Source organism: Sphingobacterium sp. 1.A.5, from assembly GCF_002734235.1.
GTDB classification, from domain to species: Bacteria; Bacteroidota; Bacteroidia; order Sphingobacteriales; family Sphingobacteriaceae; genus Sphingobacterium; species Sphingobacterium daejeonense.
In genome coordinates this window covers 83,549-101,734 of record NZ_PEBA01000003.1, presented here as the reverse complement: position 1 = coordinate 101,734, position 18,186 = coordinate 83,549, and the positions used below count along the sequence as shown (strand labels likewise).

12 protein-coding genes and 1 tRNA gene are annotated in these 18,186 nt (G+C 38.1%); 6 read left to right on the top strand and 7 right to left on the bottom strand.

Annotation, left to right across the window (positions count from 1 at the left end; genetic code table 11):
- Positions 1 to 32: 32 nt before the first annotated feature.
- From CRT24_RS03025 to CRT24_RS03010, 3 genes are all read left to right on the top strand, one after another.
- Entirely contained in the window at positions 33 to 3,545 is a 3,513-nt protein-coding gene (locus CRT24_RS03025; RefSeq protein WP_099369766.1) for a TonB-dependent receptor, read from the top strand.
- A gap of 13 nt (positions 3,546 to 3,558) precedes the next feature.
- Entirely contained in the window at positions 3,559 to 5,544 is a 1,986-nt protein-coding gene (locus CRT24_RS03020; protein ID WP_099369765.1) for a RagB/SusD family nutrient uptake outer membrane protein, read from the top strand.
- A 670-nt stretch (positions 5,545 to 6,214) separates the two neighbouring features.
- Positions 6,215 to 7,777 carry a calcineurin-like phosphoesterase C-terminal domain-containing protein gene (locus CRT24_RS03010; protein ID WP_099369763.1) on the top strand — a complete coding sequence of 521 codons (1,563 nt, stop codon included), beginning with the start codon at positions 6,215 to 6,217 and terminating at the stop codon, positions 7,775 to 7,777.
- Positions 7,778 to 7,836: 59 nt separating this feature from the next.
- On the opposite strand, the gene CRT24_RS03005 is transcribed toward CRT24_RS03010, so the two are convergent.
- The 3 genes from CRT24_RS03005 to CRT24_RS02995 form a co-directional block, all read right to left on the bottom strand.
- Entirely contained in the window at positions 7,837 to 8,088 is a 252-nt protein-coding gene (locus CRT24_RS03005; RefSeq protein WP_099369762.1) for a glycosyltransferase, read from the bottom strand.
- Positions 8,089 to 8,340: 252 nt separating this feature from the next.
- Positions 8,341 to 9,267: a GT-D fold domain-containing glycosyltransferase gene (locus CRT24_RS03000; protein ID WP_099369761.1), complete on the bottom strand. Its 927-nt coding sequence runs from the start codon at positions 9,265 to 9,267 to the stop codon at positions 8,341 to 8,343.
- A 230-nt stretch (positions 9,268 to 9,497) separates the two neighbouring features.
- Positions 9,498 to 11,714, bottom strand: coding sequence for an Ig-like domain-containing protein (locus tag CRT24_RS02995; RefSeq protein ID WP_099369760.1), 2,217 nt, complete (start codon positions 11,712 to 11,714; stop codon positions 9,498 to 9,500).
- A gap of 184 nt (positions 11,715 to 11,898) precedes the next feature.
- On the opposite strand from CRT24_RS02995, the gene CRT24_RS02990 reads away from it, so the two are divergent.
- The 3 genes from CRT24_RS02990 to CRT24_RS02980 all read left to right on the top strand — a co-directional run bounded on the left by CRT24_RS02990 (position 11,899) and on the right by CRT24_RS02980 (position 14,245).
- A tRNA-Lys gene (locus tag CRT24_RS02990) sits at positions 11,899 to 11,971 on the top strand.
- A gap of 186 nt (positions 11,972 to 12,157) precedes the next feature.
- On the top strand, positions 12,158 to 13,462 hold the full coding sequence (locus CRT24_RS02985; RefSeq protein WP_099369759.1) for a site-specific integrase: 1,305 nt from the start codon (positions 12,158 to 12,160) through the stop codon (positions 13,460 to 13,462).
- Between the two features lie 507 nt (positions 13,463 to 13,969).
- Entirely contained in the window at positions 13,970 to 14,245 is a 276-nt protein-coding gene (locus tag CRT24_RS02980) for a hypothetical protein (RefSeq protein WP_144034496.1), read from the top strand.
- Between the two features lie 119 nt (positions 14,246 to 14,364).
- Here CRT24_RS02980 and CRT24_RS02975 read toward each other — a convergent pair whose 3' ends face one another.
- The 4 genes from CRT24_RS02975 to CRT24_RS02960 all read right to left on the bottom strand — a co-directional run bounded on the left by CRT24_RS02975 (position 14,365) and on the right by CRT24_RS02960 (position 18,182).
- Positions 14,365 to 14,814, bottom strand: a complete 450-nt coding sequence (locus tag CRT24_RS02975; RefSeq protein WP_256962586.1) for a PhzF family phenazine biosynthesis protein — start codon at positions 14,812 to 14,814, stop codon at positions 14,365 to 14,367.
- 221 nt (positions 14,815 to 15,035) lie between these two features.
- Positions 15,036 to 16,829, bottom strand: coding sequence for a heavy metal translocating P-type ATPase (locus CRT24_RS02970; RefSeq protein WP_099369758.1), 1,794 nt, complete (start codon positions 16,827 to 16,829; stop codon positions 15,036 to 15,038).
- Positions 16,830 to 16,839: 10 nt separating this feature from the next.
- Positions 16,840 to 17,601 (bottom strand): phosphatase PAP2 family protein, encoded by a 762-nt coding sequence (locus CRT24_RS02965; protein WP_093099842.1) that lies wholly within the window; start codon positions 17,599 to 17,601, stop codon positions 16,840 to 16,842.
- Positions 17,602 to 17,612: 11 nt separating this feature from the next.
- A complete protein-coding gene (locus tag CRT24_RS02960; protein WP_045754281.1) occupies positions 17,613 to 18,182 on the bottom strand; it encodes a cytochrome b/b6 domain-containing protein in 570 nt (189 codons plus the stop codon).
- Positions 18,183 to 18,186: the final 4 nt, after the last annotated feature.

The following is an 18,186-nucleotide window of genomic DNA, read 5'->3' as shown; positions in this document are numbered from 1 at the left end:
AGACCACTTTATAATCTATAACACCTACTTATATGAACAAAAAATTCTTTATTCCTTTTCAGGGCTATGAGATATTTGGGAAGCTGATAATTCCAAGGATAAATAAAGCTTCTAAATTAGCCATAGTAATTTCCTGTTTAGCATTGAATGGTTTTGCGCTTGGTTTTAGCCAGACCATTTCCTTAAATCTTAAGAATGTTTCTGCCAAGGAAGCCTTAAAAGAGGTTCGAAAAAAGAGCGGATTTCAGATTGTCTACAATGAATCCTTATTGTCTAATTCTTCGAGGGTAACTATTGTCGATTCAAAGATCAGCCTTCAAACAGCATTGAACAAGATCTTGGTGAATCAGGATGTAAGTTATGAGGTAAAAGATAAAATTATATTAATCAGACCTTCTGTAAAAGGAAATACTACGGAGGTCAAAACTGTTTCAAACACCGAATTGGTACAAGTTGCTGTTAAGGGTAGGGTGCTAGATAAAGAAGGGCAGCCTATTGCTCTTGCAACAGTTTCTGAAAAAGGCACTGCCAATAGCACGTCGACAAATGAAAACGGGGAATTTTCATTAAGAGTATCTGGTTCGAATGCTGTATTGGTTGTTACTTCCATGGGTTATGTTTCTCAATCTGTGTCGGCATCTACACAAGAGATGACCATAACATTAGCTGAAGAAGAGAATCTTATGGATGAGGTTGTGGTAGTAGGATATGGACAACAAAAGAAAGCTAATTTAACAGGTGCAGTTTCTACTGTAAGTGCAAAAGAATTAGAGGCCCGTCCTGTTCAAAATACTGCACAAGCGCTTCAGGGGATGGTACCGGGATTAAATGTTCAGAATGCAGGGTTGGGAGGCGAGTTGAATCAAACGATGAACATCAACATACGTGGTGCAGGTACGATTGGGGTAGGATCGAGCTCCTCACCTTTAATCCTAATAGACGGGATGGAAGGTGACATCAATGCCTTAAATCCAAATGATATTGAGAACATCACTGTTTTGAAGGATGCTGCTGCTTCTTCGATTTATGGTTCTCGTGCTCCATTCGGCGTGATTCTGATAACGACCAAAACGGGTAAATCAGGAAAAACTTTGGTAAACTATAATAACAACTTTCGCTTGAGCAAACCAAGGGGCTTGCCGACGATGTTGGATTCGCGAACTTTTGCCTATTATTTCAATGAGGTAAAAGCGAATGATGGTGAACAGGCTGTATTTTCTCAAGAAGTTCTGGATCGTATTACTGCGTATCAAAAAGGAGAAATCAATACGGTGAGTACTCCGGGTCCAAACGGCAGGTGGCAATATTATGGTGGTTCCAATGCGAATACCAATTGGTTTGATGAGGTATATAGAGACTATTCACCCTCACATGAACATACCCTCAGCGCGAATGGGGGCGGTGAGAAAGTTAATTTCTATACGTCTCTGAATTTAATGGATCAAAGTGGTTTGAACAAATATGCTGATGACAACTTCCAACGCTATTCATTTGCGAATAAAATTAATGTGAAGATTCATGATCGCATTGATTTGATGTCGAACACGAGGTTCGTGCGCGAGGATTATGAGAAGGCGAGTCATATGAATGATCTATATTATCATAATATCGCGAGGAGATGGCCAACAGTTCCTACCAGAGATGACAACGGACAGTTCACTGATGCCAGCGAGTTGGCACAATTAACTGAGGGCGGGCGTACCAAAGCTGTAAAAGACTTATTATATCAACAGCTCCAATTACAGGCGAGGCCATTGGATAATTGGAATATTACGGCGAATGTGAACTATAGAATTACCAATTCAAATGGCCATAACGAAATTTTAAAAGCATATAGCTATGATGTGGACAATAATCCATATCCATTAGCAGTAGGTTATAATGCTGCGGATTTTACAAGTGTATCCGAAAGCAATAGAAAAGACGAGTATTTCAGCACGAATATTTTTACGGATTATTCATTAAGGTTAAACGATGACCATAATTTTAAATTCTTGGTTGGTTTTAACTCTGAGCTGAATAAATATAGGACTCTTGCAGGATCGATGACCGATTTAATATCGGATAACATCCCAACATTGAATACTGCGACCTTGAATCCATTAACTTCGGGTGAATACCAACATTGGGCTACTGCTGGTTTTTTTGGGAGGTTAAACTATAATTATAAAGAGAAGTATTTATTTGAAGCGAATGGCAGGTACGATGGTTCATCAAGATTTCCTCGTGATTTAAGGTGGAATTTATTTCCTTCATTTTCTGCGGGATGGAACATCGCCAATGAAGATTTTTGGACTTGGGATGAGCAAATCTCTGTATTTAAGCTGAGAGGTTCATATGGTGAATTGGGGAACCAATATACTAATAACTGGTATCCGTTTTATTCCATTCTTCCCTTCAATGTAAATGGCAATTCTTGGTTGTTAAATGGTTTAAAGCAGAATTTAGCTGGGGCTCCTGGTTTAATTGCTTCGACATTAACATGGGAAAGAATTTCCAGCTGGAACATAGGGTTTGACCTTCAGGCCTTACAAAACCGTTTAGGAGTTACTTTTGAATTATTCCAACGCAATACCTTCAACATGATTGGTCCTGCTCCTGAACTTCCTGTTATTCTGGGTACAGAAGTTCCAAGGTTAAACAATGCAGAGATGAACTCTAAGGGATTTGAGGTTGAACTGAACTGGAAAGATAACATTGGCAACTTCAATTATTCTGTTCGTGGAGTATTTGCTGATGATAGACAAACCGTTACTGAATATCCAAATTTGACAGGTACCATCAGCAACTGGTACAATGGCAAGCGTAATGGGGAGATTTGGGGATATACTACGTTAGGTATTGCGCAGTCTCAAGAAGAAATGGATGCGCACTTGGCACACAGTAAACAGAACTTTGCTAGCAAATGGCAGGCAGGTGATATCATGTACCAAGATTTGAATGGTGATGGAATCGTTTCCGCTGGAGCAAATACCTTAAATGACCATGGTGATTTGAGCATTATCGGTAACTCACAGCCACGCTATCGCTATAGTTTAGATTTGAACGGATCATACAAAGGTTTTGATTTCAGGATGTTTTTCCAAGGGGTCGGAAAGCGTGACCATATGCCTAATGGACCTTATTTTTGGGGTGCTAGCGGTGGTATGTGGCAATCTGCTGGATTTGAAGAGAACTTGGATTTCTTCAGAGATGAGAATTCCGTTATGGTTCAAAATGGTGTATTGGACGTGAATATGGACTCATATCTTCCTAGACCGTATTTTAATACGACAAAGAATCAAAATGTTCAAACAAGGTACCTTCAGTCTGCGGCGTATTTACGTTTAAAGAATGCTCAAATTGGATACTCTTTTAATTCTTCGAGATTAAATACCATTGGAATTTCTAGGATTCGCTTATATGTATCTGGAGAAAACTTATTAACCTTTAGCAAGATGGCGAAGGTATTTGACCCTGAGACTGTAGGTCTTGGCGGCTGGAATGATGGAAAAACATATCCATTCTCTTCGGTTTATTCCTTTGGTCTTAATGTAAATTTCTAATCCAATCATTAACATGAAAACAACATTTAAAAACATCATATTCATGGGTCTTGCATTTGGAACCTTGTTTTCGACAAGCTGCAACAAATACTTGGACCGTGAGCCCCTTTCGAATATTACTCCTGGTGATTATTTGAATACGGAGGCCGACCTAGCCACTTATACTTTATCCCAATATTCCTTTCCTACACATTCAGGCTGGGGGATAGGGACATTTGCGAACGATAATCATACGGACAATCAATTAACAAGTTCGTATGCTACGCGATGGGTTCCTGGAGAATGGAAAGTACCTACTAACGGTGGGGAATACGATTTTAGCAATATCCGACAATTGAATTATTTCTTCGAGCAGGTTTTGCCTAAATGGAAAGAGAACAAAATTTCGGGAGCTACAGGCAATATTGAGCATTATATCGGAGAGGCTTATTTTCTGAGAGCTTATCAATATTTCAACAAGGTACAGGCATTGGGTGATTTTCCAATTGTCAGGAGTACCATGCAAGATAATTTAGGTCAGCTTGTTGATGCTTCAGTGAGGCAGCCTCGGAATGTAGTTGCTCGATTTATTTTGGCGGATCTAGACTCAGCCATTATGTTATTGAAGAGTCCGTCACCTAATCAGCAAAATAGAATCAATAAAAACGCGGCATTATTATTTAAGTCTCGTGTTGCCTTGCATGAGGCTACTTGGTTGAATTATCATAAGAATTCAGCTTTGGTACCTGGAACATCAAACTGGCCAGGAAAGAAATCACATCCTTCATTTACATTGCAGATCGATAATGAAATTGATTTTTTCTTAACTGAGGCGATGTCTGCATCTGAGCAAGTGGCTGATGCGGTGCCATTGGTGTCAAACACCCAAGATGATGGATACAACTCATCGGCAAATCCATATTTTGCGATGTTTGGTGATATGGACCTGAATAAATACAGTGAAGTATTATTGTGGAGAAGTTATTCTACTGTTCAGAATGTTTCACACAATGTAAACCATTATTTGAACACCAATGGAGGCAATACCGGTTATTCAAGAGGGTTGGTAGAAAACTTTACGATGGCCAATGGTTTACCTATTTATGCATCCGCTTCTGGTTATAAAGGCGATGACTCTATTTCAACAGTCAAGGCCGATCGAGATAATAGGCTTCAAATTTTTATGAAAGGACCTAGAGAGTTGCGGTTTACTGACCGTAACAATACAGATGGGAGTCCTATTTTAGAAGGTTATCCAGACATTACAGGACAGGCTGAGGTTCGCTATGTAACAGGTTATGCTCTCAAAAAGGGTTTGAGTTATTTGAATGGGCAGGCTGAGGGATCTGCAGGTACGACTGGTTCTATTGTCTTTAGAGCGGTGGAAGCATATTTAAATTATATTGAGGCGAGTTATTTAAAGAACAAGTCAATCAATGGAAAGGCTGCTGATTACTGGAGCAGAATACGTGAACGTGCTGGGGTAAATCCTGATTTTAATGTCACTATTGCTAACACCAATATGGCTGAAGAAGCAAAAAGAGATCTGGGGGCATATAGTAATGGAGTGGTATTAAATGATAAGATATTGTATAATATACGACGTGAGCGGAGATTGGAATTAATGGCAGAGGGATTCCGTTTTGGAGACCTTAAGCGTTGGAGGTCTTTAGATCAATTAAAAAACAACCCATTGATCTTAGAAGGCATCAAAGTTTGGGGGCCAATGGAAAAATGGTTTGTTAATGAAGCGGGAAGTGTTTTAATTCAACCTAATACTCCAGGTAAAACTGCAAATGTATCTTCAAAAGCCGAGAGTCCATATTTAAGACCGTACAGGATTAACTTAAGTTCTAACAACTTGGTTTTAAATGGATATAAATGGACCGAGGCACATTATCTAAGTCCAATTGCCTTTAACCATTTCTCGATTACCTCGTCGGATGGGACTCCACAAAATTCAACTTTATACCAAAATCCTGGCTGGCCTATTATAGCTGACCAAGGAGCAATTCAATAAAAAAGAAAAATATAATTTAGTTATTTTGTTAATAGAAAGGAGGAGCAATAGCTCCTCTTTTTAATTGAATCTAACTTTCTTTTTTGCTTTGTTTTTCTTGAAGATCAAGAAAGAGAATGTAAGGAAGGCTATAAAACCTATTCCAGCAAATATGGATCTCCAGAGTTCTTGCTGATTATTTTGTAGTATTATCAAAAGCGAAATACTGGCAAGAATGATATTGAGTATGAACGCAGGATTTACTTTTTTCATTGTGATTGAGGTTTATTTGAGAATAAGTTCGGAATTAATCTTGGTTTAAAGAAATAAAAAGGCAGCTCCCAATAGGAACTGCCTTTTCGCGTAATTATGGAAGAGTAATTTTAATTCTGTGGGAACTTTCATTCTTGCTCACTAAATTATGGATGAAATAAACATTTAATAATATTATTAATTAACTTAAGCGAAAGCACAATTATTATTTGAATTCTGGGGCGATCCTTTCTTAAGATGTTGTCATGCTTATATTAACTGGACAATAATATTTGCTCCGAATTATAATAAAAGCCTTTATTCCTGTAATATTTTTGATGTATATGGTTCGTTTTCAGACTGAAAATTTTAACTTAACATTGTCTTAATCTTCTATTAAACCACATGCCTTAAGTTTGAAATAAACAACCCATAACACATGAAAAAATTATATTGGTCTTTACTTGCATGCTTAATGACAAGTTCTGTATTCGGTCAAGAGATCGCCCGCGGAACTGTTTTTGTTGATGCGAATTCAAATGGAAAACTTGACAGAAAAGAAGTTGGCCTTGAAGGTGTCAGCGTGAGTAACGGTAGAGAGGTCGTGCAAACCGACCGCAATGGTAAATATGAACTTCCTGTTCAGAATGATAATATTATCTTCGTTGTCAAGCCTTCGGGATACCAATTAGCCAAAGACGCAGATAACCATTCTAAATTTTACTATATCCATAAGCCTGCTGGTTCGCCAGCGTTAAAATATCCTGGTGTCACTGCTACTGGTAAATTGCCTAAATCAATAGATTTTGCATTGACAGAAGCTGAAGAGCCACAAGCATTTTCAGCATTTGTATTCGGCGATCCTCAAGCATACACTGCTGAAGAAATGGAATTCTTCAAGAAAGGTGTCATTGATGAAGCAAAGACTAGAAAAGGCCCATTGTTTGGGATTAGTCTTGGGGATTTAGTGGGAGATGACCTTTCTCTACATCCTAGTTATAAGCAAACTATTGGACAAATGGGCTTGCCATGGTATAATGTTATGGGTAACCATGATATGAACTATGATGTTGAGCAAGATTCATTGGCTGATGAAGGTTTTGAAAAAACATTTGGACCAGCAAACTACTCTTTCAATGTTGGGGGTGCTCATTTTATTGTTCTTGATGACATTATCTATCCTCACCCTCAAACAGGTAAAGGATACCAAGGTGGATTGAGACCAGATCAAATTGAATTTGTTGCCAACGATTTGAAGTTTGTTCCAAAAGATAAATTGATTGTATTGGCATTCCATATTCCTTTAAATCCTGAAAATGGAAAGGGATTCCGCAATGAAGACAGACAGAAATTATTCGATATTCTAGCAGCATATCCTAATTCCTTGGGATTGTCTGCACATACTCACTATCAACAACAAAACTTGTATACAAGTGAGCATGGCTGGAAAGGTGCCAAACCTTTTCATGAATATAATGTTGGTACAACTTCAGGAGATTGGTATTCAGGTTTGCCAAATGAACAAGGCGTTCCAGTTTCAACGATGCGCGATGGTACTCCGAAAGGATATGCTATCTTGAATATCGACGGTAACCAGTATAAATTTGACTATAAAGTTGTCGGAAAAGATGATAATTACAGCATCGGATTATTTGGTCCTTCGGTGGTTAAGGCTAAGTATTCTGGTCGCTATAATATCTATGCTAACTTCTTTTTGGGTTCTCCAAATGATCAGGTACGTTATAGAATCGACAATGCCGATTGGATCATAATGGATAAAGTAGAAGGGACTGATCCTGCATATTTGAAGAGCCTGTTGGAATATGACGGTGCTGAATCTTTGGTTGTCGGCAGAAGACCAAGTGAACCTGTGAATTCAGCGCACCTTTGGAAACTGAAATTACCGAAGCTGAAAGCAGGTAAACATACTGTAGAAGTTGAAGCAGTGGATATGTTCGGAAGAACTCATTCCGCTAAGAAAGATATTGAAGTGATTCAATAAATTGTGAATTTGATGCAAAAGCCCCTTAAAAGGGGCTTTTTTTTATTGTGCGAATTCTTTTACTTCTTTTCTAAGCTTTTCATAAGCTCTACTCCCCAATTTCGACTCAAAAATTCTAAATCTTCATGGATAAACAATAGGTTTTCGAAACTAGCTTTTTGGAGCCCCATTTCATAAGCTTCGTTAATGCTATATATACCAGGGTTCCAAATCTGGATCATTTCATATGGAACACCAATAGTTTCTTCAATATTTTTCTTTAGCCTATCATAGTAGGTTTGATTATAAGAAGAGATAATTATGGAAATCATTTTTTAACCACTAAAATTAACAGGCGCAAAGATAAAATTAAACAAAAAGATATTATTACGGAAATCCGTAAAAACTACCACAGAAAATTAAATTAAATGAATTTTATTTTCCTGATTAATAGTGTGTGTGCCTAAATATCTTTGTTTGAATTAATTATCGGTTTTAGGGATGAATTTTAATGAATAACCAATGTAAACCGAAAGAAGGTTAAAATGATTTCTATATCTGGGAAGATAATTTGTCATTAATTTTTAAATTATACTCATTTCGTACTTTATACCTTGATTAGCTGTTGGTATGGGATCATTTTGGATAGTCTCTACTTGGCCAATCTTAATTCCATTGATTTCAGTTTCTGCAGTTGCTTGGGTTTGGTAGAAATAATTTTCAAGTTCTAAATGGCCCAAGTCTAAGGCTCTGAATCCTTCTTTGGCTAAATCATAAGCTATTACTGTAGCTGTTGGTCCCAAAGCAAGTATGATGAGTTTGTTTTCTCCCAATTCCTTAGCTGCTGAAAATATTTCCTGATAATGATTGTATGTATTGCTGTTTGGACATTCGATCCTTTGAATGCTTTTAGAGTTTTGATATATCGTTTTGTCTTTTCCTAAGGCGCTTCCCTTGCTTTCGATAATTAGCAAATCTTCATTCTCCCACACTTTTTTCCACAATGAAACTCTGTTTTCAATGTCAGTTGGTTTTTTATTTCTGTCGTCTAAATAGAATCTGCTGATTTGGGAATTCAGGTAGAGGTAATCCTTTCTCAAGAATTTGGAGATCTTATAAAACAGTTCGCTTAGATAATTCTCCCAAAAACCGATCGAACCTTCTGTTAGGTTTTCGTGATCTATATCTACTAAAGTCCTGGGCACTGCTAATTTCAAATTGTATTTCTCAATCTCGGTATCTTTTAAAATATTAACAAGTCTGTTTTTTAGGTGTGGATCGGAAGATTGGTATGGCAATGAATTGTTTCTTGGGCAAAGAAATTCACCATTCAGCATCAAGGTAAACTCATTATCTCCATATCTTGCTAATGAGCATTTTGAATTGATGATATAGTTGATGCTTTCCTCGAAATTTAAGACTTTGAGGTTATTGTTGAGCCTTGCATTTTTGGACTTGGGGGTATTGATTTTCCAGTCGATTTTATTAAGAACTTTATAGAAAATATTCATTGGATTTGTGGTGATAATTGGTTTTTAAAGTTAGTGAAGTAAAAATAGAGTATTTACTACGCAATTGAAGACTGGGTTTATTAGGAAATTAAAAATTGTAGATTTTTAGTTATGAATAACGAAGTGCTTGACTAAATGTCATAAAAAAAGGGCCTTTAAAATTAATTAAAGGCCCAGCATTAAACTACTATTCTATGGATTATGTTTGATTTGGATTTTCTTGACGGATTTTATGGTTGTTTCTCCAATATAATTTCTTCGGTCCACCAATATGGAATTGTTGTTGATCTATCGTAATGCCAGCGTGTTCCAAAGCCTTTGAGGGCATCAAAATTAATCTGAATTTTGTTTGGAGTAATATATTTTAAAATCGCTGGTCCGGATCCCCCCAACGCTTGAAAATTCAGCCGTATTTTATCTTCAGCGCTGCCAATAATGAGTCTTGAGCTAGGAGTGATCTTCTCAAATACTTTCGGGTTATTATCAAGGTCACGACCAAGAACTGCGTCTTTGAATGTGTATGTATTATTATTCTCAACAATCATGGTAAAATATTCTATCTTTTGATCTGCAAACACCTGTTTTAGCCAATCCCCTTTCCAATTTTTATGGTCTTCGGTGAAATAAATTGATTTTGCGTTCCATGTTCCGTTCAAGTCCCACAAAGCATTGAAGATGACATTTACTTCTGTTCCATCTTTCGTAAGGAAAGATGCTTCTACACGTTGCTGGCTGGTAGTTCCCAAAGTCCATTTATTGGTTGCAATTCCATTTTCATCGGTGGTTGATTCTGCCCTTTGAAGCCTGCCACCTCCATCATCAATTTTCCATTTTATTTTATAGTTAGGAGCAGGATTTCCCAGGACATCGGTTAGTTTCGCTGAAATTTCATTGTCTAGTTCAACCCCAGGTTTTCCGAACTGCAAATTACCTCCATAGACTTTGAGTGCTTCCGCTTTCACTTCGCCGTCATATGTAGCTTTAATATGTTTTTTTGCCATTATTCCAATCAAAGGCTGTTCAAAAACAATATCGAAAGTAAAATCTACTTTTTGCGAAATACCTGTCGCTGTTGCTTCAAAAATGATTCCTTGTGCACCATCCTTATGGTTGATCTGTATATTCGTATTTGAGATGTTTTCAATTCGTATTTGTGAAGATCTAACATTTCGCTCAGCAGAATTGGAAGATTGTGGAATAAGCGATTCCGGTTTTACAAAAACATCCTTAATCTGGAAGAAAGACAAGACTCTGTCTCCTAATGAATAAACTTTTGTATAAGGTGGCAAAACACGTTCGTAGATTTCCAACATCGAGTTCAAAATACTGCTTTGAGTTTTGTCCTTCATCAAAATAGAAAAGCTGTAGAAGTTAAATTTGATGTTCGACTCGAGCGGTTTGCCGACTTTAAAGTCCATTTTTTGTTCTGGAGGATTAGTGTTGGCTTTAGTGTGACTTCGATCTGCTTGCATTTTGGTATCCGAGAAATCTTCAGTAAATACAATAGCGATATTGCTGTAGAGTAATTTGACCGCTGCTATAGCGTTGTCTATCAGTCCCATAATAACTATTGCGCCTCCAATGGAAATTGTGGTTCCGGCGATTACAGCAACCGGACCCCAAATTCTTCCTGCTATGCTGGTTGCTTCAGTTACAATTACATGTCCCAATGCCCAGATTACTATACCCTTCATGATATTTGAATACTTTACCGCAGGTTTCATAAAGAGAGCTTCATAATCGTCCTCCAGCATAGTGTTGAAAGCTTTCAAATAGGACATGTTGTTAGCCTTCGCAATTAGCGGGAGGTTTAAATTCTCGCGGACTGCGATTTTTGCGATATCATTGAAACCCAAGTTTGAAAACTTGGCAGACTCTTGTTCATTTAATGTTTGTTTGATTAAGTTTCTGTACACATGCAAGTAGATGTTGCGGTCCTCTTGATTCATTTTCTGTAAGCCCTCCTCAAACTTTTGCTGCATACTTTTGAACCTCGTTTGGTCAGAAAACAATCCTCCTGTCAATCCATATATTTCCTGCTTTAGAACACTTTCGGAAGTGCTGAAAGAATACTGAGAGACTTCAAATGGAACTTGTAGATTGGCTTTTACCCCCTGAAGATCGATGAAATACTCCTTGGGAGCAACAGGTGGGATATATATAACTCCTGTGCTATCAGCCAAGCGGATTACTTCAATTGATTCGGTGCCGAACTTTATTGGGTAGCGTTCTTTTTCGAGTTTGAAGTCGAATTTTAATTCTATGGCTTCGCCTGGTAGGCCACTTGATTTGCTTATGGTAACCTCATTTTTTGAATTTGGTTTGTCTGGTCCATCGGGTCCTTCAGGTCCGTCGGGATCATCACCTAATCCTTTTTTAGTACAGGTAGTAAAAAGAAAAAAAGCTAGAACCAGGACGGCCGAAATGGTATATTTGAATTTATACATAGCTAATTAGTTTGGAATCCAAATGCTGTAATAGCATAAAAACAAATCTAGCCTTGTTAAAAGAGGTTATATATACCTATTAGTGGGTATTTTTGAGTTTCGTAGCGGAAGGATTGGGGAATTAAAAAAGGTATGGCAAATATTTGAATTGTTTGGGATGTCTTGTACCTTTGATTCATCAAACGACTTCGTAGCTCAGTTGGTAGAGCAACAGACTCTTAATCTGTGGGTCCTGAGTTCGAGCCTCAGCGGGGTCACTATCTAAAAAAGCCGTTTTTACTTGCGTAAAACGGCTTTTTTGCTTTCCTTAGGGTGGTTTTGGAACATCCTCCCTACACGTTTTGAAAAACCTCAAAACGGTGTGTTTTGCATAGTTTTTTGTTGAACTTCACGTAAAACCGTCACAAATACGTCACAAAGGTTTTCGTGGTAATGAAAAGATTATGGCAACCGTAAGCGCAAAGGTTTATGAACACCACAAAAAAGCAGATGGAACCTACAATGTGAAAATTAGGGTCTATCACAAAGAGGAAAAAAAAATTATAGACACTCCTCATTTCCTTTCCCTAAAACAACTCACCAAGGTGAAAGGAAAAAAAGAATTTAGTATTAAAGATCCTTTTGTCCTTGAAATAGTTGACAAGAAACTAAAGGACTACCGTAAAACGATCAGCGAGCTCGAGGAGAAGCTTGACTTTTTCACCGCGGGTTCATTAAGGGATTATCTCAAAAATATAGATGAAGAAATTGATTTTATCAAGTTCTGTGCGAACTGTATTCAACAAGAGAAGGATGACGGTCGTGATGGTTCTGCCGCTAACCATCGATCAGTCCGTAACCACCTCATTGATTTTTTTAATCGGGAAACTGTCTCAATAAATGAAATACATTTTAATATGCTCGTTCAGTTTGAACGTTACTTGAAATCTGAACGGACAATAACAAGAATAAACCAGTTGGGAAAGCCCGTTACTACTGTTTCAAAGCCTGTTTCGGATACTAGTTTATATAATTATATGAGAGATCTTCGTACATTATTTAATGAAGCGTTGAACCATTACAATAATGAAGATCTGGGCATTATATTGATTAAACACTATCCCTTCAAAAAATATAAGGTAGGTTCAGCTCCTCTTACCGAAAATAGAAATAATAATCTTGAAGAGGTTATTAGAATTCGAGATTGTAAAGTGTTACCTAACACTAGGGCTGAACTCGCTCGGGACTTATATATGCTCTCATTCTATTTGTGCGGGATGAATGCTGTTGATTTATTTAAAATATCTACTGACAATGTTCGAAATGGTCGGGTTGACTACAATCGATCTAAAACTAAGGGGAAACGAAAAGACAGAGCATTTATTAGTATAAGGATAATTGATGAAGCTACACCTTTATTGGAGAAATATATTGGAAAGTTATCACAAAGATATTCAAGCCGGACCACTTTCAATTCCTCATTAAAACATGGAATGAAGAAACTCCGAGAACTTTCGGGTGTACAGGTAGTAACGCTTTATGGTGCGCGCCATACCTTCGCAAATACAGCTAGAAATGACTGTAGGATGAGTAAAGATGATGTTGCTTTAGCACTCAACCATGTCGATAATGGAAATCGTGTTACAGATATTTATATCGCCAAGGATTGGAGAATTATAGATGACGTCCAAAATAAAGTAATGCAGTTCTTGAGGAAATCAGAGCCTAAAATTTTGGAACTGATTAGGAAGAAAGAAATAAGCAGGTAAAGCTGCTTAACTTGATTTGTATCCAACGATTACAATTCGTTGGATACAGACTTAATTTTTTAATATTTAAACTTTTACTCATGAAAAATTTACTTTTATTCTTTTTAACGTGTTTCTTGTCAACAATCGGGTTCTTTGCTGCGATCAGCATGAAGTCTCCTTGGATCGGATTCAGTGTAGCTTTTGGTGTATGGTTCTTATTCCTTTGGATTACAACAAAACCCCATAGAAAACATTGATTTTTATGATGATGGTGTGGTTAAAAAAGTCAAAACATCCTCTGTAAACTTCGAAAAGTCATCCTCCGAATAAGCAATATGGCACATTCCTTGCGGCATTATACACTCAACGTGAGAATTTGACTATTAGTGATTTCGATTTTGACCAATGCTCCAATTCGTTATGAAAATAATAAAAATCCTGTCTCTAATTACTGTACTATTTTTGATTACACCGGGATTAAAGAGCCAAGAGCGATCTGTTGAGGATATCCTTGATGTACTTGATATGAACTCCTGGTACTTGCCTTCCGCTGATTCAAAAGCAAAACTTTACGTAACATCCATTGGACATGGTGATACCGTGGTTTCCCTTCATGGTGGACCGGGAAACAACTTCTATTATCTTGTAGATGCATTTCGAAATAATACGCATTCGAATAGTTTTCTACTGTATGACCAGAGGGGAAGTCTGCTCTCGAGAGTGCCCGATTCGATTGCCAACACTTTGAATCTTATGGTACTAGTCGAGGATCTGGAACAGCTGAGAATAGAGACGGGATAAAACAAATTAACCTTGTTTGGGCATTCTTTTGGTTCAATGGTAGTTCTTTTTTATTATATCAAATATTCCATTTGCTTAAATGTTTTTTAGCTGATTCTATACTCATTCCACCATTTTTATCAGATGAATATTTCGCCTTTCAAATACAGTACGGCTGTTCCTCCCAGCTCAACTCTGTCACCCAATATCTTACAATGTACTTCGCCTGTTTTTTCTGAAAGTTGAAAAGCGAGTAATTCAGTTTTGCCTAATTGTCCAGCCCAATAAGGAGTGAGCGTTGTATGTGCAGAACCGCATACGGCATCTTCGTTAACGCCACATGCCGGAGCAAAAAAGCGGGAAACGAAATCATATTGATTACCTTTGGCGGTTACAATAATTCCTCGTGCATTTATTTTGGCAATTTTCGCTAAATCAGGGAGTAGAGAAGCAACATCCTCTTCCTTTTCAAATACCAGCATATAATCTGTCTTTCCTTTAAATGCGGCTATAGGTTTTTTGTCGGTAGCTGTTAACAGCTCGTCAGTCAATGATACTTCAGTGTACTCGTCTACTGGAAAATTTAGTATATAATTACCGTCCTGAACGGATACGGGCAGCTCTCCGCTGCGTGGCGAATAAAAAGGAATGACAATCCCCTTTTAAAATTGCTTAATTAGAAGCGATTCTTTTTAACAACCCTTTATGCCTTTCAACAGGTCATTATCGACCCTTCGGTCTTTATGGACGTTTTTATTTTGCTTGAACAGCGACCTTTGAAGGTTTTCCTGACAATTAACAAATGTTGTGGTTACGTTTTGTCCTTCAAAGCCCTTAATGCCGAGGTAATGGAAATCAGATCCACCACTTCCTGCAATCCTGCACCAATCAATGCCGGTAAAACACCGAAGGCTGCAATCAGCATCAGCACGGTACAAACGGCAATGCCAATGAAAACGGATTGACGGGCAATCTTCATTGTTTCTTTGGAAATGAGAATAGTATCACTCACTTTTTGCAGATTGTCTCTTAAAATCACCACATCAGCCGAATCGCTGGCGGCACTCGATCCTTTAGCACCCATCGCAATGCCTACATCGGCAACGGTTAACGACGGTGCATCGTTCACGCCATCACCCACCATTACAACCGGGCGAAATTCGTCGGGCATACTTTTCAGGATTTTCAGTTTGTCTTCCGGCAAACAGCCACCGTGCACTTCCGTAATGCCAATTTCTTTGGCAATGTTTTCAGAAATACTTTGCTTGTCGCCGGAAATCATCATAATTTTTTGGATACCCATTTTTATTAATTGGGCAATGGTTTGCCGGGCTTCGGGGCGCACTTCATCGGTAAAGGTGATTTCCCCTGCATATTTGTCATTCACCGAAACAAATAACGAGGTTTTTTCCGTTTTAATTGAAATGGGTTCGGTCGTTACAAAATTCAGTTTACCCACTTTCACCAGTTTGCCGTTTACTTTTCCTTCAATACCATTTCCTTCTATTTCCTTTAAATCTGTTGCCAGAGGAATCGGTTTATCCCCGATATATTTCATCACCGAAACCGCCAAAACGTGGGAAGACTGCTGTTCTACGCTGGCTACAAAATCAATCAGTTCGTCTTGCGAATAAGAATTTTCCGGGATGATGTCGTCCACAGTAAGATCGCCTTTGGTTAAGGTTCCGGTTTTATCGAAGGCGATGGCTTTCATTCTGTCCAGTTTTTCGATGACAGTCCCGGATTTTATCACCACCCCATTTCTGCTGGAACGGCTCATTCCGGCTATCAGGGCAATGGGAGCCGCCAGAATCAGCGGGCAGGGCGAAGCCACCACCAACACTTCGGCAATGCGGTTGGGATCTTTGGTAATCAAATAAGCAATTCCGGCAATTAAAAAAGCAACGATGGTAAAAGGCAAAGCGTACCGATCCGCCATTCGCACAAAATGTGCCGGCTCTTTTTCGGAATTATGCACCAATTGCACGAGTTGCTGGTACTGGCTGTCTTTGGCGAGTTTGGAAACCTGAATGGTAATGGCTCCCGAACCATTCACCGAACCCGACCATAAGCTGTTGCCTTTGGTTTTGTTGACGGGTTTGGATTCGCCCGTGAGCGAAGATTCGTCCAGCAGCACCTCTGCACTCAGTAAAATTCCGTCCACGGGAATAATTTCCTTGGGTTTTACGATGATGATGTCACCGATTTTAATATCCTCCACAGGAACATCATGTAAATCGTTTCCTGTTTTTTTATGAGCAATTCGGGGTGTATTATCAAGCAATGATTTTAAATCTTTCCGGGCTTTTTTCTGGGCATAATCTTCCAACGAATCACCTCCGGTAATCATAATGAGGATAATGAGTGCCGCCCAATAATTACCAACAGCTAAGGTTGCAGCAATGGCAGAAATCGCCAAAATATCCACGCCAAAATTCCCGGAACGAAGCACGTCGATCATTCCTTTCAGAAGAACAATGGACATCAAAATGCCGGTTGCCGTAATTAAGATTTTAGCATAATGCGGTTCTTTCAGGATAAATTCCAGAACAAGTGCCACTAAGGCAATGCTGAGAACGACAATGAATTTATATATATTTTTCATTTTTATAATTTTAAAAGTTTAAAGACAAACCTAATCCCATTGTTTTATTTTGATAAAACGGATATACAAGAGCACTATTTTTGCTATGATCTTTTGAAAATAATTGACTGACTTTTGGGAACAACCAATAGGCAACTTCTGTGGAGAGAATTCCAATACCGGCACCTGCAACCACATCACCCACCCAATGTTTATCATTCAAAATGCGATAAACTCCCGTAAAAACAGCAATTGGATAACCAGACAAACTTAACCAAATATTTTCATCCTGATATTCACGGAACATAAAATGTGCTGTTGTAAAAGCAGTTGTAGTATGTCCCGAAGGAAACGACAAATTATTAGAACCATCTGGTCGTTCTTCTCTCACCAAATGCTTGGTAGGTAATACGACAGCACTTGAAATCAGCAACGATGTGCCTAAAATAATACTTCGGTCTTTCAAATTATGTTTTCCTTTAAGTCCAATAGCATTTAATCCATAAACCAATATTGCAGGTACGTATTGGGTATAATTATCCAGTTTTATTTTATCCGGCTGATGCTCCCCAATTTCATATTGGGTGGAACGGTTCAGCTGTTTCAGGTCATCAGACGTCAGGCTTAGGATTCCGTATCCGATAAAAACAGAAGGTACAATCAGCTTTTTATATTTAAATTGATAGGCGTGGTCAAATGATTGATCCATCTTTTGACCTGTTACCAAACTATCCGTTTGTGCTATTCCCAATTGATAAACGCACAATATGAGTATCAATAATAAATGTCTCATTCTTAAATTTATTAATCATCTCCGCCAATCATTTTGGAAGCAATTCCCTTTTGAGCTGTTTTTTCTGCCAGCCAAATCCCGCCAAAATGCAAAATAATAAAAATCGGAAACCAGTAAATTGCCCATTTATGAATGGTTTCCATTGTATCTTTCAGGTCTCCATTCCACCATTTCAGGTAGGCTCCGGTGATGGATGAAACAATCACAAACAAGTAAAATAGCAGATAAATAAATCCCTGAAATTTTTCTTTTGCTGATGTATTTGCCGAAAAAGGATTTGGAAAACGAATGCCCTTTACCAACATATAAATGATGCGAACCGCAATGATTACAAAGAAAACATACGCTGCATATACGTGCCATTGCCACATAGGGTCCAGAATGCTTTTTACTGTTACGATGGTTTGTTCATTGGTTAAATCAATGCCTTGCATATTTTTTTCAATAGCTCCCAGAATGGCTTTTTTACCCATCCAGTTGATCCGAAGAAATCCGGTGATAAACAAAACCGTCATTAGTAGAGCTGTGCCCCAGTGTAAACCACGATGAAGCGGGGTAAATATTTTTGTTGAATTTCTCATTATT

Bases quoted from the DNA above. Each gene is read 5' to 3' on its own strand.
- CRT24_RS03025 (WP_099369766.1), top strand. From the start codon at position 33: ATGAACAAAAAATTCTTTATTCCTTTTCAGGGCTATGAGATATTTGGG.
- CRT24_RS03020 (WP_099369765.1), top strand. From the start codon at position 3,559: ATGAAAACAACATTTAAAAACATCATATTCATGGGTCTTGCATTTGGA.
- CRT24_RS03010 (WP_099369763.1), top strand. From the start codon at position 6,215: ATGAAAAAATTATATTGGTCTTTACTTGCATGCTTAATGACAAGTTCT.
- CRT24_RS03005 (WP_099369762.1), bottom strand. From the start codon at position 8,088: ATGATTTCCATAATTATCTCTTCTTATAATCAAACCTACTATGATAGG.
- CRT24_RS03000 (WP_099369761.1), bottom strand. From the start codon at position 9,267: ATGAATATTTTCTATAAAGTTCTTAATAAAATCGACTGGAAAATCAAT.
- CRT24_RS02995 (WP_099369760.1), bottom strand. From the start codon at position 11,714: ATGTATAAATTCAAATATACCATTTCGGCCGTCCTGGTTCTAGCTTTT.
- CRT24_RS02985 (WP_099369759.1), top strand. From the start codon at position 12,158: ATGGCAACCGTAAGCGCAAAGGTTTATGAACACCACAAAAAAGCAGAT.
- CRT24_RS02980 (WP_144034496.1), top strand. From the start codon at position 13,970: ATGAACTCCTGGTACTTGCCTTCCGCTGATTCAAAAGCAAAACTTTAC.
- CRT24_RS02970 (WP_099369758.1), bottom strand. From the start codon at position 16,829: ATGAAAAATATATATAAATTCATTGTCGTTCTCAGCATTGCCTTAGTG.
- CRT24_RS02965 (WP_093099842.1), bottom strand. From the start codon at position 17,601: ATGAGACATTTATTATTGATACTCATATTGTGCGTTTATCAATTGGGA.
- CRT24_RS02960 (WP_045754281.1), bottom strand. From the start codon at position 18,182: ATGAGAAATTCAACAAAAATATTTACCCCGCTTCATCGTGGTTTACAC.